This window comes from uncultured Nevskia sp., from assembly GCF_903885465.1.
In the GTDB taxonomy this organism is placed as follows: domain Bacteria; phylum Pseudomonadota; class Gammaproteobacteria; order Nevskiales; family Nevskiaceae; genus Nevskia.
The window spans coordinates 1-13,092 of sequence record NZ_CAISIQ010000171.1; the positions used below are offsets into that span (position 1 = coordinate 1).

Sequence of the window (13,092 nt, forward strand, 5' to 3'; positions counted from 1 at the left end):
CGCCCAGCGATGGCCGCGTGCTGGCCCGGCTCGCCGAGCCGCGCGAACTGGTGCAGCCGGGCGCGCCGGTGCTGGTGTTGTCGGCCAGCGGCAGCGGCACCGTGCTCGAAGTCGGCCTGGCCGATCGCGATGCGCTGCGCGTGAAAGTCGGCGATGGCGCGGAAGTCAGCTTCGACGCCCTGCCGGGCCGCCGCTTCCCGGCCAAGGTGCAGGAAATCGCCCGCGCCAGCGATCCGCGCACCGGCACCTATCGCTGCGAACTGGCGGTCGATACCTCGGGCGCCGAACTGCCGGCGTTCAGCGGCCTGATCGGCCGCGCCCGCATCGTGCCGGCGAGTAGCACCGCGAGCACGCGCAGCTATCTGCCGATCGAAGCGCTGGTCGAAGGCGATCAGGCGAAAGCGCGGCTGTATCTGTTCGATCCGGCAACGTCGACGGTGAAAGCCGCCGAGCGCAGCGTCGCTTTCGTCAGCGGTACCGAGGTAGCGCTCAGCGAAGCCTTGCCGGCCGGCACCCAGGTGATCACCGATGGCGCGGCTTATCTGCGTGATGGCGAAACCGTGCGGGTAGCTGCGGACGAGATCGCGGCGCCATGAGCCTGTCCGAGTTCTCGGTCAAGAACTTCCCGTTCACGCTGGTGATGTTCGGCCTGCTGGCCGCACTCGGCATCAGCAGCCTGCGCAGTATTCCGCGCACTGAAGATCCGTACTTTCCGATCTCGGCGTTCTCGGTGGTCGCCATCTATCCCGGCGCCGATCCGCTGGAAATGGAACGCCAGGTCACCGAACCGATCGAGGACGCGCTGAACGAGATCGACGACGTCAAGCATCTGTTCGCCAGCGCCGATGATTCACTGTCGGTGGTTCAGGTCGAGTTCCAGAGCGACGTCGATGTCGCCAAGAAGTACGACGAAGTCACGCGCGAAATCGCCAGCCTGCGACCGAAGCTGCCAGCCGGCGTGACCCGGCTGGAGGTCAAGAAGATCAACCCCGGCCTGGTCAACATCGTGCAGATCGCGCTGGTCTCCGATACCGCGAGCTACGGCCGCCTGGCCGATCTCGCCGAAGCACTCGAAGACCGGCTGGAAACCGTCGCCGCGGTGCGCGAAGCGAAGACCTGGGCTTATCCCGAACGCGAGCTGAGAGTGGCGCTCGACTTCCGTCGCCTCGCCGAACTGAAGCTGCGCGCAGCCGATGTGCTTTCAGCGGTCTCCGGCGAAAACACCAACCTGCCCGGCGGCCCGGTCGAAGTGGCCGGGCGGCGCTTCAACCTGCAGACCAGCGGCAGCTATCGCTCGCTCGATGAAGTGCGCAACACCGTCATCGGCGGCAGCCCGGGCCGGCTGATCACCGTCGGCGATGTCGCCAAGGTCGACTGGGATTACGAATCGCTGGAGTACACCGCGCGCTACAACGGCAAGCGCGCGATCTGGGTCACTGCGAACCAGAAGGACGCGCAGAACATCTTCGTCACCCAGGAAAAGATCGAGCAGGTGATTGCCGAGTTCGCACCGACCTTGCCGGCCGATGTGAAGCTCGAACGCGCCTTCGATCAATCGAAGAACGTCGATCGCCGGCTGTCGCGGCTGACGCTGGATTTCGCCCTTGCAATTGCTCTGGTCGCGATCACCCTGCTGCCGCTCGGCCTGCGCGCGGCCGGCGTGGTGATGATCTCGATTCCGCTGTCCTTGGCCACTGGTGTCGCGGCGCTGCAGTTCGCCGGCTTCTCGATCAATCAGCTGTCGATCGCCGGCTTCGTCGTGGCATTGGGGCTCTTGGTCGACGACTCGATCGTGGTCACCGAAAACATCGCCCGCTTCCTGCGCATGGGCTATTCGCGGCGTGATGCGGCGATCCAGGCAACCAAGCAGATTTCGCTGGCGGTGATCGGCTGCACCGCGACGCTGCTGTTCGCCTTCCTGCCGCTGCTGATGCTGCCGGAGAACGCCGGCAAGTTCATCCGCTCGCTACCGGTGGCCGTGGTGTTCACGGTGCTGGCCTCGCTGCTGGTGTCGCTGACGATCATTCCGTTCCTCGCTTCGCGGCTGCTGCCAGTGCATCAGCACGAAGATGGCAATGCCTTCCTGCGCGCCACCTTGAAGCTGATCCGCAGCGTCTACGCGCCGCTGCTGCATCGCGCCCTCGCCGCGCCGAAACGCACGGCGCTGGCTGCCGGCCTGCTGTTCGTCGTCAGCCTGGCGCTGGTGCCGGCTATCGGTTTCTCGCTGTTCCCGAAAGCCGGCACGCCGCAGTTTCTGGTGCAGATCACCTTGCCCGACGGCGCCAGCCTGAACGCCAGCGACCGAGTGCTGAAGCAGGTCGAAGCCGAGCTGCGCGCCGAGCCGGACGTCGCCAAGACCATGGCCAATCTCGGCCGCGGTAATCCGCAGATCTACTACAACGTGTTCCAGAAGGAACTGGCTGCGAACTACGCCGAAGTGTTCGTCGAACTGACGCGCTACGACGAGCGCCGGACCACGGCGATCTACGATCGGCTACGAACCAAGTTCGCCGCGATTCCCGGCGCCGAGATCGTGCTCAAGGAGTTCGAGAACGGCCCGCCGATCGCCGCCCCGATCGCGATCCGTATCGTCGGGCCGGCGCTGGCCGAGCTGCGTCATCTCGCCGGCGAAGTCGAAGCGATCATTGCCTCGGTGCCCGGCACCCGCGACGTCATCAACCCGCTGCGCCGTACAAGGCTTGATCTGGAACTGGCCGTCGATCCGCAGCGCGCCGGTCTGCTTGGCGTGCGGCCAATCGATCTCGATCAAAGCCTGCGTCTCGCGGTAGCCGGTCTGCCGGCTGGCGATTTCCGTACCGACAGCGGTGACAACTACCCGGTGGTGCTGCGTGCGCCGATGCAGGGCCGCAGCCGGCTCGACACGCTCGATGGTCTGCATGTCGGCACCGTCAACGGCACGCAGGTGCCGCTGGCCCAGCTTGCCGAACTGAAGCTGGTCGAATCGCCGGCCGGCATCGAACGCTATGACCGCGCCCGGTCGGTGACCGTGTCGGCCTACTCCGGCACTGGCTACAACACCGATGCGCTGACCAAGGCCGTGATCGCCAAGCTCGATGCCTACACCTGGCCGGCCGGCTATCGCTATGACGTCTCCGGCGAAGCCGAAAGCCGCGCCGAAAGCTTCGCCGGCTTCGGGGCCGCGATCACCATCACCGTGTTCGGCATCCTCGCCGTGCTGGTGCTCGAATTCGGCAGCTTCAAGTCGACCCTGATCGTCGCTACGGTGATTCCGCTCGGCGTCATGGGCGGCCTGGTGGCGCTGTTTCTGAGCGGCTATTCGATGAGCTTCTCGGCGATCATCGGCTTCATCGCCCTGATCGGTATCGAGATCAAGAACTCGATCCTGCTGGTCGATTTCACCAACCAGTTGCGCCGCGAAGGCATGGAACTCAACCGCGCGATCGAGCAGGCCGGCGAAGTGCGCTTCCTGCCGATCCTGCTGACATCGCTGACCGCGATCGGCGGCCTGCTGCCGCTGGCGCTGCAGGGCTCGGGGCTTTACTCGCCGCTGGCCTGGGTGATCATCGGCGGCCTGGTCAGCTCGACCCTGATCGGCCGCCTGGTGACGCCGGTGATGTACCGCTTGCTGCCGCCAGTCATCGAGCCGGCCGAGCCCGTGACCGCAGGCCTGCCAGCACGCGCCTGATCGTTGTTCAGGCGCGCGCCGGCAGGCAACGCACTTGCCGCCAGATCGCCTGGCCGGCGCGGTCATAGGCGCGCACGGTTTCGACGAAGGCGTGGCGCGCGTCGACATCGACCATCGGCGCCGGCAGCAGCGGATCGAACACGATCTGACGGATCGCGTGACGGCCCATCAGCAGCGATTCACGGGCGGCGACCTCCGGTTCGAGTTTCGCTGCGCGCTGCATCCAGCTTTCCAGCTCGCGTCGCAGCTTTGCGTAGCTCGTATTCAGCGCCTTGCCGTCCCATAACCTGGCGATGCGCTTCTCGCGCGCAGCATCGAACTGGCTGGCGACGAAGACGCCAGCGCTGGCTTCCAGCCCCAGCTTGACCAGCCGCGCACGGACGGCATCGACACCTGCCTCGATATTGTCCGGACGCAGCCACAGGCCAGGATCGAGTTCGCGGAAGCCGAGCATGTCCAGCGCCCGCTGCCTGGCTTTGAGCCGCGCGCGATCGCTGCGCGCCAGCGGCCCGCTGTGCACCACCAGCCAGCCGCCGCTCCATGGCCGGGTGCGCGCTTCGGCGGTGCGCCAGGTCGCCACTTCGTCGGCCAGTTCGTGGGCCGCGCCGCAAAGCCGGTAGACGCCGCGATCGGTCGCTTCGATCAGGCCTTCGGCGGACAACCGCAGCAGCACGACGCGGACATTGTTCTCGCGGATGCCGAACAGCGCGCAGGAACTGATCGCCTCGCGCGCCGACAGCGGCTCGCCTTCGGTCGCCAGCAGCAGGTCGAGGATCAAGGTCTTGGCGCTGAGTTTCATCGCTGAAAGGGTGACGAGCGGTGGCAAGGATTGCAGAAGCCAATCATTACAGATATTGTCGTTTCACGATTTATTTTGTAACGACATGAAAACCACCGTCCACCTCGAACGTCGCCCGCCGTTGCTGATCGTCACCATCGATCGGTCGGAAGTGCGCAACTGCGTCGACCGGCCAACCGCCGACGCGCTCGCCGAAGCCTTCCGCGCCTTCGATGCCGACGATGCCTTGAGTGTCGCGATCCTCACCGGCGCCGGCGGCCATTTCTGCGCCGGTGCCGATCTGAAGGCAGTGGCTTCGGGCGATCCAGCGCGGGCGAATCAAATCATCGCCGACGGTGACGGTCCGATGGGCCCGACCCGCATGCGCTTGTCGAAGCCGGTGATCGCCGCTGTCGAAGGTCATGCCGTTGCTGGCGGGCTCGAACTGGCGATCTGGTGCGATCTGCGGGTGGCTGCCGAGACTGCCGTGTTCGGCGTGTTCTGCCGGCGCTTCGGGGTGCCGCTGATCGATGGCGGCACCGTGCGCCTGCCGCGGCTGATCGGCCAGAGCCGGGCGCTCGATCTGATCCTCACCGGCCGAGCCGTGGCTGCCGATGAAGCGCTGGCGATCGGCCTGGCCAATCGCGTCGTGCCGACCGGCACCGCGCTAGCCGCCGCCGAAGCGCTGGCCTTGCAGATCGCCGCGTTTCCGCAAGCCTGTATGCGCGGCGATCGCAGCAGCGCATTGGCCCAAAGCGAATTGAGCGAGGCTGATGCGCTGACGCAAGAGTTCGGCTTTGGTCTGGCAACGCTGCGCTCTGGCGAAACCCTGGCCGGTGCCGCGCGCTTCAGCGCTGGCAGCGGCCGCCACGGCAGCTTCAGCAACGAGACTTCGCAATGAACACCGCCACCCGAAGCTATGTGCTCGATCCCGCACTGCGCGAGCAGTTCAAGGCGCGCTCGAACTGGCGCGGCGCGATGTCGGTCGCCAAGGATTACGGCCTGCTGATCGCCGCGTTCGCCATTAGCATCATCTGGCCGCATCCGCTGAGCTGGCTGGCCTCGACCCTGATGCTCTGCGGCGTCCATGTCGGCCTGGCGATCCTCACCCACGAGACCGCGCACCGCTCGCTATTCGCGAACGCCAAGCTCAACGACTGGATCGGGCAGTACCTGTGCGCGTTGCCGAACTTCAACAACATGCCGATGTACCGCGCCTACCACATGGCCCATCACCGGCTGGCCGGCACGCCGGACGATCCGGATCGGGTGATGGTCGATCGCTATCCGGTGTCGCGCGCGAATCTGCGCCGCAAGCTGTTGCGCGATCTGTCCGGGCAGAGCGGCATCAAGTTCCTGATCGGCATCATCGGCATGAGTTCGGGCTACTGGAAGTTCCAGCAGAACGGCATCGTCGAGAAGCTGGCCTACGAGCAGCCGCAAGGCTTCGCTGACTACTTCAAGCGCTTCATTGCCAACGGCGGCGCGGTGTCGATCGCCTGGCAATTCGCGATCTGGGCGCCGCTGTATGCGCTCGGCCACGGCTGGCTGTATGCGCTTTGGGTGCTGGCCTTCGTCATCCCCTTTCCGCTGACCATGCGCATCCGCGTGCTTGCCGATCACGCCGCCGTGCACGATCCGGATTCCACCGATCCGCTGCTGCACGCGCGCAGCACTTCGGCGAACTGGCTCGAGAAGCTGCTGTTCGCGCCGCATCACGAGCACTACCACCTCGAGCATCATCTGATGCCGTCGGCACCGCACTGGAACCTGCCGAAGCTGCATGCGGTGCTGATCCGCGACGGCGTGATTCCGCCGGCCAATCAGGCCAGCGGCATGATCGATGTGCTGAGGCGGGCGACGGCGGTTCGGCCCTAGGGACCGCGGGCCTCAGTCGCGTGGTGGCGGCGGCATATCCGGTGCGTCGTCAGGCGACATCGGCCCACGCGGCCTGAACTCGCCGCCGCCCATGCCGGGCGGTCCGCCACCGGCCATGCCGGGCGGGCCCATCGGCAGCCGGCTCATCGATTTCGCGAACGCCTTGCGATCGTCGGGCGACAGCGCTTTCGCCAGCCTGATCACCCGTTCGCTCATCGCCGCGGACAGGCCTTGCTCCGCCGCCTGCATCTGCCGCAACGCGACGTCGAAAGCCGCGCGATCGAAAGGCTCGGAGCCAAAGGCGCTGGTCATCGCCAGCCGCGCGGCGTGCAGCGCCTCGAGCTGCGGCCGCAGCGTTTCCCGGTCTTCCTGATGCAGCTTGTGCAGTTGTTCGCGGCCGGCGGGTGACAGCATCCGGCCCGGGCCGAAGCCTTCCGGCGGGAAGCCGCGCGCACCGAACTGCCCCGGCGGCGGACCGAGGATCAAGGCGCCGGCTATGCCGCCGAGCAGGAACAGGTTCAGGGCGACCGAGGCAATCAGCCAGTTGCTGCGCTTGCGCGGCGGCTCGCCGTTCAGGGCAGGGGTCATGGCGTACTGCTCTCCAGATCAAGCATCAGGGATTCGGCAAAGCCGGGCGCGGCCAGCGTGTTGCTGCCCGAGGCGCTCGCCGTTTCAGTGCGAGTGGCAGCGTCCGCAGTCCAGCTGCCGAGGTTGGCACGCGAGCCGACGTTGATCCCGACGATCAGCGACACGGCCATCGCCGGCAGTGCCAGACGCCAGCCGCCGAGCAGGGCCAGCAGTTCCTGCCAACGTGAGCTGCGGGCCGTCACCGGCAGCGGCATCGCGGCACGGCGCAGAGCCGCGCTGGCCGGTTCGGGGATCGGCAGCGCATCGAGACCGGCATCGAGCGCCAGCGCTTCGGCGAGCAACACGGCGGCTTGTGCATCAGCCGCGGCGAAGGCCTGCGCAGCGTCGCGCTCGGCGGCCGGCCAGCGGCGTGGATCGGCACCGTAGGCGTCGACGATGACTGCAAATCGTTCCAGGCTCATCAAGGCGCTCATGTGAGATCTCCGATCAGCGCCTGACGCTCCGGCAACAGGGCCGCCCGCAGTGCGCGGCGGCCGCGCGCCAGCAGCGATTCCAGCGCATCGACGGAAATCTCCAATGTGGCTGCGGCTTCGATGTTGGTCATCTCCTCGTAGTGACACAGGATAACCGCCGCCCGCTGTCGTTCGGCGAGTCCGGCCAGCGCCAGCTGCACGCGCTGTGCCACGGATTGCTGATGCAGGCCGTGATCCGGCGGCGGATCCGACGAGACCAGCAGCGACATATCGTCCAGCGAAGTCTCGCGGCGGCCCCGGACGCGGTCGATGCAGCGGCTCATCGCCACCCGGTGCAGCCAGGTCGAGAACCGGGCTTCGCCACTGCGCCAGTTGGCGGTCTGCTTCCAGGCGCGCAGGAACACGTCCTGAACCACGTCTTCGGCTTCGGCGCGGCTGCCGAGCATGCGCTCGGCGAAGCGGATCAGCGCATCGATGTTGCGGCCGACGATGCGCGCGAACGCCAGACGATCGCCGGCACCGGCCAGGACGACGTCCGCGAGATCTGCATCATCAAAGGCAGGGGGCGATAACAGAGCCATCATCGGTGCGGACTGGACTGTGGACCGACCCTCGGGCCACTCCGTGCAGACCGCGAAACCGATGGCATAGTTCGCCATCGTCGGATCATCGACTGCCGACGGACGACACGCTCAGCGCCGGCAGGAAGCTCAGGCGCTGATGAAACACGCCCTGCTGCGGCACCGAGGCCGGCAGATCGATCTGCGCCGTCAACCGCTGCCGGTCATGCGCGGACAGCTGGACATCGAGCGGCACGAACGGTCCGCGAGCATCGACCTTCAGCGGCTGGCGCGAGCCGTTCGCAGATTCCAGCCAGGCGCTGTCGGCAAACACCAGCCGCAGGCCAACGTAGTGACCCGGCTGCAATCGTCCGCGCAACGGCAGGTTCACGGGCGCGTTCTGCGCCTTCGGCGCGGACAGATCGATCTGCTCCGGATCGCGCAGTTTCAGCCGGTGCAGCCGGCCATAAGGGTCGAGCAGTTCGACCGCCACCGGCTGCACCAGCACACGGCCGTCGGCAAGACTGCCCTGCACGGACAACGACAAATCCAGGCTGACGTGACGCTGGCAGCCGCCCAGCAGCAGCAAGCTCAGCAGCAGGACGATCGTGGCGCGCATCACTTGGTCCCGGCCGGATAACCGCGCAGCACCGCGAACTCGCTGGCGTCGTCGACGGCTGCAGCGATCGTCGCGGTGACCGTGGTGGTCACTTCGCCATTCGGTACGGTGACCTTGCCGGCCTCGTCGACCAGACCCGTGGCCAACACCACCGAGGTGTCTTCAGAGCTCCAGACCACGTTCCGGTTCACCGGCCTGCTGACGCCGTCATCGAACAGGCCGACGGCGGTGAACTGGCCGGTGGCCGGATAGATCACGTTCAGCGTATCCGGGCTCAAGGTGAAGCTCAGCAACTCGGCATCGGTGGTCTGCCAGCGCTTGCTGGCGATGCTCAGGCTGCCATCCGGCAGCCGCAGGGTGAAGCCGGTGTCGGCGGTCGCCGCCTCCAGCGCTTGCACGTACAGCGAATCGATACCGGGGGTGATGCTCAGACGATCATCATCCAGATCGTCGATCTTGACGACGGTGCTGAGGTTCTGCGGCACGCTGCCTTCGGTCGCGAACTCGGCATAGACGGTCAAGGCTTCGCTGTAGCCCACCGGCAGGCGCAGCTCGCTGCCCTGTTCGTAATCGACTCTCAGATTGCGCGGCGTCGATACCCGCAGCGGCAGATCGTATTCGCGGCCACAGCCGAGCAGCCGGGCCCGCAGCGCGATGGCCTCGCTGCTCGCCGAGTTCGCAGTGACGATGCCGGTGGTCGACTCGACGGATGCACTCGCCGTCGGCTGCACGAACGACCAGGCCACCGAGCTGGTTTCATCCTGCTCGGGGCTTTCGACGGTAGGCCGCAGCAGCAGATGAAACGGCTGGGCCAGACGTTCGCTGATGTCGGTCAACTGCGGATCGATACGAGCGCCGGCCAGTGCACGCACCTCGACGCTGGCGGTGGCGGTGAACGATGAGAAGGTCGCCGACAGCTGCGCCTGCCCAGGCTTCAGGCCGACCAGGGTGCCCGCCGCCAGCAGGATGCCGTCCGGTCCGGTATGGATACCGTCGGCCACGTAGAGAACATCCGGCGCGTTCGAGTGCCAGACCACGCGGGTGGTGAAATCGCCATTGCTCGATTCATCACCGCCGAACTGCAGCACCGCCGTCGCCTGCGTTGCCAGGCATTCGGGAATCTCGAACGCGCTGCTGCGCACGCCATAGGCGATGTACAGCCCGGTCGGCCCGGTACCGGTGCCGACATCGAGCGATGCGCCGCCGCAGGCCGTCAGCAGGCCTGCGGACACCGCCAACAGCCACCTCGAATACGGAGATCGCATTATCCAGGGAACGCCAGAACCCGATGGTTGTTGCGATCGACCACGTACAGCGTGTTGGCGAAGACGCTGACGCCGGTCGGCGACGAGAGCGTGCGGGCGCTCGGCGTATCGTCGGTTTCGGCGTTCTGGTCGTCGTCGTTCGGCGTGCGGTTTGTGAAGCTGGTGCGATCCTGACCGTAGATGTCGGTGGCCTGCGCATTGCTGGCGATCGGGAAGGCATCGAACTCGAGCACGCGGTTGTTGCCGGAGTCGGCAATCCAGATCCGGGTGCCGTCGGAGGCAACACCGGACGGCGTACGCAGTGCACCCTGACCAACGCCCGCGGTGATCCGCGAGAAATCGCTCTGGCCGATTACGAAGCTGGCGTCGGTGCCGCTGACGCGCGGCAGCTGCGTCCACAACATCACGCGATTGTTGCCGGAGTCAGCCACCAGCAGGCGGAAGCCATCACTCCAGATGCCGGCCGGCGTGGTCAGGCCGTCTTCCTCGTCGCGAGCGCTGCTGCCGGTGAAATCGGTCTGGCCGAGCACGACATCGGCCGGGGTGCCGTTGGCAGTCGGCACGGTGTTCCAGATCAGCACCCGGTTGTTGTTCTGATCGGACACGATCAGGCGGTTGTTGGCGATCGTCGCCGCGACCGGAAACGACAGCTTGTCGGCCGCCGTGCCGGGATCATCGGTGTTCAGATCGACCTGGCCGACGACCACGTCGGGTGCCGTGTTGCTCACCGGCAGGCTGTTCCAGATCAGCACCCGATTGTTGCCGGCATCGGCGACGATCAGGCGGCCATCGACCAGCGACACGCTGGCCGGCAGCGCCAGCCGGGTCGGCCCGGTGCCGGGCAGATTGCCGGTGAAGGAATCCTGGCCGAGCACGAACAGCGCTGGCGTCGTCGGGCCGGGCACGCTGGCGTAGCCGAGCACCCGGTGATTGCCGTAATCGGCGATGAAGAAGTTGGTGCCGTTGGTGGCGATGCCGCCGAGCGGCTGCGCCAGGCCGAGCGCCGACACGCTGGTGCCGCGGTTGGCACTGCCCGACACGTAATCGGCCTGGCCGATGACGTTGGTGGCGCTGATCAATTCAATATCGTCACCGCTGCTGCCACCGCCACCGCAGGCGGCCAGGGTGGCGCCGAGCACCACGCTCAGCAACGGCCGCAGGTACGACGAAGGACGACGACGATCCAGCAGACGCAGCGAAGGCAGAGGCATCAGGGGCAACTCCATGAAGGTTCACGAGAGAACGACCAAAGCCCAGCCCGGCAATGGGGCTGGCAATGGCCTGTGAACCTTCAACGGGGCTGCGCGGGGATTCCGTCGCTGTTTCGCGAAGTTTTTTTGAAACGCCTCAAGCCCTCAGGCCGGACGCGGCAACAAGCGCCTCATCCACAGCAGCAGCAAGGGCATGCCGACGATCTCGATCGCGGTGGCGAGGATCACGAAGTTGCGGCCGAGGTCGGACGGCGGAAAGCCGAACTGGAACACCGAGGCGACACGCCCCAGCCCGCCGATGAACACGATGATTAACGCGCCGCGAACGATGCTGGCGTACTTCGGCAAATCGCCCAGGCAATGCCAGAGCAGCACGCCGAAGCCGAACCAGACGGCGCCGAGATAGCGCAGCTGGCTGTTCAGCAAGGGATCGCTGTAACCCTCGGCCAGGGCCGCACCGATCTTCTGCTGGCCGGGCAGGCCGATCAGCACATCGACTGCGCCGGTGAGCAGCGCCAGCACGGCGAGTGCACGTACGACAACGCGGAAAGCGTTCATCAGCTTGCTCCAGTCAGCGTGAGGATCAGATCGGGACGGATGATGCGCCACTCAGTCTTCGAGCAGCACGTACTCCGATTTCGGCGCGCCGCAGGCCATGCACAGCCAGTCTTCGGGCACGTCTTCCCAGCGCGTGCCCGGGGCGATATCGAACTCCGGCACGCCCAGCGCCTCGTCGTAGATCTCGCCACAGAGCACGCACTGGAACTTGCGGTACGGCTGTGTAGTTGCAGTCATCGTGGGTCCTCAGTGGCTGGTTTCGAGCGTGTAGCGGATCAGCACCGATTTCGGCCCGGAAACGAATTCGGACTCGGTCATCCGGCCCTCCCCGGCCATGCTCACCGACGCCAGCCGCGGAATCAGCTCCTCCCACAGCAGCTTCATTTCCAGCCGGGCCAGATGCTGGCCCAGGCAGATGTGCGGCCCGTAGCCGAAGCCGACATGGCGATTCGGCGAGCGCGCCGGATCGAAGGTGAACGGGTCATTGAACACGTCCTCATCGCGGTTGCCGGAGATGTACGACAGGTACAGCAGATCGCCCTTCTTGATCTGCTGGCCGCGCAGCGTGTAGTCCTCGGTGGCCGAGCGGATGAACTGCTGCACCGGGCTGGCCCAGCGGATGGTTTCCTCGACGAAGCCGGGAATCAGCGCCGGATCGGCCTTCAACCGCTGCAGCAGCGCCGGGTTCTCGGCGAGCACCCACATGCCGGTGGCGGTGGTCGCCGAGGTGGTGTCGTGACCGGCGGTCGAGGCGATCACCAGGTAGCTGATCATGTTGCGCTCGGTCATCGGGCAGCCGCCGATCTTGCCGTTGGCGATCGCCGAGGTCAGATCGTTGACCGGGCATTGCTGGCGCTCGGCGATCATCGATTCGTAATAGGCCTTGAACTCGTTGTAGACGATGTCCCAGGTCTTGATGATCTCGGCCGGGTCGGTGATGTTGGCACCGGGCCGGCACAGGTCCTGATCGGCGTAGCAGAACAGCCAGTGGGTCAGATCGAGCATCTTCTTGTGATCCTGTTTCGGCACGCCGATCAGGGTCAGCACCACTTCGGCCGGATAGGGGAAGGCCAGTTCGGTGGCGAAGTCCGCGCAGTTTCCATGCATCTGGCCCTTGGCCAGGAACGCGTCGATGTAGCTGCGCGCCATGTCACGGACCATCGGCTCGACCTTGGCGATCGCCTGCGGATAGAAATGCGGCTGGGTCACGGCGCGATGCTCGGCATGCTCCGGATCATCCATGTGCACCAGTGTCTTGAAGATCGTCGGCAGGCCGCCGGAGTACTGGCGCATCAGCTGCTCGGCGATCTTCGAGGCCAGCGTCTTCGAGCGATCGGCGCTGTGGAAGATGTGGTCCTGGCGGGTGATCTCGCGGATGTCGTCGTACTTGGTGACGATCCAGTGCGGGTCATAGCCCGGCACTTCGGCGATCGCCAGCGGATAGTCCTTGCGCAGCCGCGTGAACAGCGCATGCGGCGCGTCGCGGATGCCGAAG

General features: G+C 66.2%; 14 protein-coding genes. 4 read left to right on the forward strand and 10 right to left on the reverse strand.

What is annotated here, in order from left to right; translation table 11 throughout:
* On the forward strand, nucleotides 1-596 hold a 596-nt coding region (locus QZY06_RS06380), incomplete at its 5' end, for an HlyD family efflux transporter periplasmic adaptor subunit (protein WP_295681740.1).
* Nucleotides 593-3,667, forward strand: a complete 3,075-nt coding sequence (locus QZY06_RS06385) for an efflux RND transporter permease subunit (RefSeq protein WP_295681743.1) — start codon at nucleotides 593-595, stop codon at nucleotides 3,665-3,667. The genes QZY06_RS06380 and QZY06_RS06385, both read left to right, overlap by 4 nt.
* Nucleotides 3,668-3,674: 7 nt before the next feature.
* Here the strand turns inward: QZY06_RS06385 and QZY06_RS06390 are convergent, their stop codons facing one another.
* Nucleotides 3,675-4,466 carry a PaaX family transcriptional regulator C-terminal domain-containing protein gene (locus tag QZY06_RS06390; RefSeq protein ID WP_295681745.1) on the reverse strand — a complete coding sequence of 264 codons (792 nt, stop codon included), beginning with the start codon at nucleotides 4,464-4,466 and terminating at the stop codon, nucleotides 3,675-3,677.
* Between the two features lie 85 nt (nucleotides 4,467-4,551).
* Here QZY06_RS06390 and QZY06_RS06395 point away from each other — a divergent pair, with 85 nt between their 5' ends.
* Nucleotides 4,552-5,346, forward strand: coding sequence for a crotonase/enoyl-CoA hydratase family protein (locus QZY06_RS06395; RefSeq protein WP_295681748.1), 795 nt, complete (start codon nucleotides 4,552-4,554; stop codon nucleotides 5,344-5,346).
* Nucleotides 5,343-6,323 (forward strand): fatty acid desaturase family protein, encoded by a 981-nt coding sequence (locus QZY06_RS06400; RefSeq protein WP_295681751.1) that lies wholly within the window; start codon nucleotides 5,343-5,345, stop codon nucleotides 6,321-6,323. Before QZY06_RS06395 ends, QZY06_RS06400 begins: the two co-directional genes overlap by 4 nt.
* Before the next feature lie 12 nt (nucleotides 6,324-6,335).
* Here the strand turns inward: QZY06_RS06400 and QZY06_RS06405 are convergent, their stop codons facing one another.
* From QZY06_RS06405 to QZY06_RS06445, 9 genes are all read right to left on the reverse strand, one after another.
* Entirely contained in the window at nucleotides 6,336-6,911 is a 576-nt protein-coding gene (locus QZY06_RS06405) for a periplasmic heavy metal sensor (RefSeq protein WP_295681755.1), read from the reverse strand.
* Entirely contained in the window at nucleotides 6,908-7,384 is a 477-nt protein-coding gene (locus tag QZY06_RS06410) for a hypothetical protein (protein ID WP_295681758.1), read from the reverse strand. The genes QZY06_RS06405 and QZY06_RS06410 overlap by 4 nt, the downstream gene beginning before the upstream one ends.
* The gene (locus QZY06_RS06415) at nucleotides 7,381-7,968 is read right to left on the reverse strand and encodes an RNA polymerase sigma factor (RefSeq protein ID WP_295681761.1); all 588 of its coding nucleotides are present in this window, start codon (nucleotides 7,966-7,968) and stop codon (nucleotides 7,381-7,383) included. The genes QZY06_RS06410 and QZY06_RS06415 overlap by 4 nt, the downstream gene beginning before the upstream one ends.
* 82 nt (nucleotides 7,969-8,050) lie before the next feature.
* Nucleotides 8,051-8,563 (reverse strand): hypothetical protein, encoded by a 513-nt coding sequence (locus QZY06_RS06420; RefSeq protein WP_295681763.1) that lies wholly within the window; start codon nucleotides 8,561-8,563, stop codon nucleotides 8,051-8,053.
* Nucleotides 8,563-9,801: a hypothetical protein gene (locus QZY06_RS06425; RefSeq protein WP_295681764.1), complete on the reverse strand. Its 1,239-nt coding sequence runs from the start codon at nucleotides 9,799-9,801 to the stop codon at nucleotides 8,563-8,565. Before QZY06_RS06425 ends, QZY06_RS06420 begins: the two co-directional genes overlap by 1 nt.
* A gap of 26 nt (nucleotides 9,802-9,827) precedes the next feature.
* Nucleotides 9,828-11,039 (reverse strand): NHL repeat-containing protein, encoded by a 1,212-nt coding sequence (locus QZY06_RS06430; protein ID WP_295681766.1) that lies wholly within the window; start codon nucleotides 11,037-11,039, stop codon nucleotides 9,828-9,830.
* A 144-nt stretch (nucleotides 11,040-11,183) separates the two neighbouring features.
* On the reverse strand, nucleotides 11,184-11,597 hold the full coding sequence (locus QZY06_RS06435) for a DUF4345 domain-containing protein (RefSeq protein ID WP_295681768.1): 414 nt from the start codon (nucleotides 11,595-11,597) through the stop codon (nucleotides 11,184-11,186).
* 51 nt (nucleotides 11,598-11,648) lie between these two features.
* Complete coding sequence (locus tag QZY06_RS06440) at nucleotides 11,649-11,834, reverse strand: rubredoxin (protein WP_295681801.1); 186 nt, start codon at nucleotides 11,832-11,834, stop codon at nucleotides 11,649-11,651.
* A gap of 9 nt (nucleotides 11,835-11,843) precedes the next feature.
* Nucleotides 11,844-13,092 (reverse strand): cytochrome P450 (locus tag QZY06_RS06445; protein ID WP_295681804.1); only part of this gene is annotated, 1,249 nt, incomplete at its 5' end.

Bases quoted from the DNA above. Each gene is read 5' to 3' on its own strand.
- QZY06_RS06385 (WP_295681743.1), top strand. From the start codon at position 593: ATGAGCCTGTCCGAGTTCTCGGTCAAGAACTTCCCGTTCACGCTGGTG.
- QZY06_RS06390 (WP_295681745.1), bottom strand. From the start codon at position 4,466: ATGAAACTCAGCGCCAAGACCTTGATCCTCGACCTGCTGCTGGCGACC.
- QZY06_RS06395 (WP_295681748.1), top strand. From the start codon at position 4,552: ATGAAAACCACCGTCCACCTCGAACGTCGCCCGCCGTTGCTGATCGTC.
- QZY06_RS06400 (WP_295681751.1), top strand. From the start codon at position 5,343: ATGAACACCGCCACCCGAAGCTATGTGCTCGATCCCGCACTGCGCGAG.
- QZY06_RS06405 (WP_295681755.1), bottom strand. From the start codon at position 6,911: ATGACCCCTGCCCTGAACGGCGAGCCGCCGCGCAAGCGCAGCAACTGG.
- QZY06_RS06410 (WP_295681758.1), bottom strand. From the start codon at position 7,384: ATGAGCGCCTTGATGAGCCTGGAACGATTTGCAGTCATCGTCGACGCC.
- QZY06_RS06415 (WP_295681761.1), bottom strand. From the start codon at position 7,968: ATGATGGCTCTGTTATCGCCCCCTGCCTTTGATGATGCAGATCTCGCG.
- QZY06_RS06420 (WP_295681763.1), bottom strand. From the start codon at position 8,563: ATGCGCGCCACGATCGTCCTGCTGCTGAGCTTGCTGCTGCTGGGCGGC.
- QZY06_RS06430 (WP_295681766.1), bottom strand. From the start codon at position 11,039: ATGCCTCTGCCTTCGCTGCGTCTGCTGGATCGTCGTCGTCCTTCGTCG.
- QZY06_RS06435 (WP_295681768.1), bottom strand. From the start codon at position 11,597: ATGAACGCTTTCCGCGTTGTCGTACGTGCACTCGCCGTGCTGGCGCTG.
- QZY06_RS06440 (WP_295681801.1), bottom strand. From the start codon at position 11,834: ATGACTGCAACTACACAGCCGTACCGCAAGTTCCAGTGCGTGCTCTGT.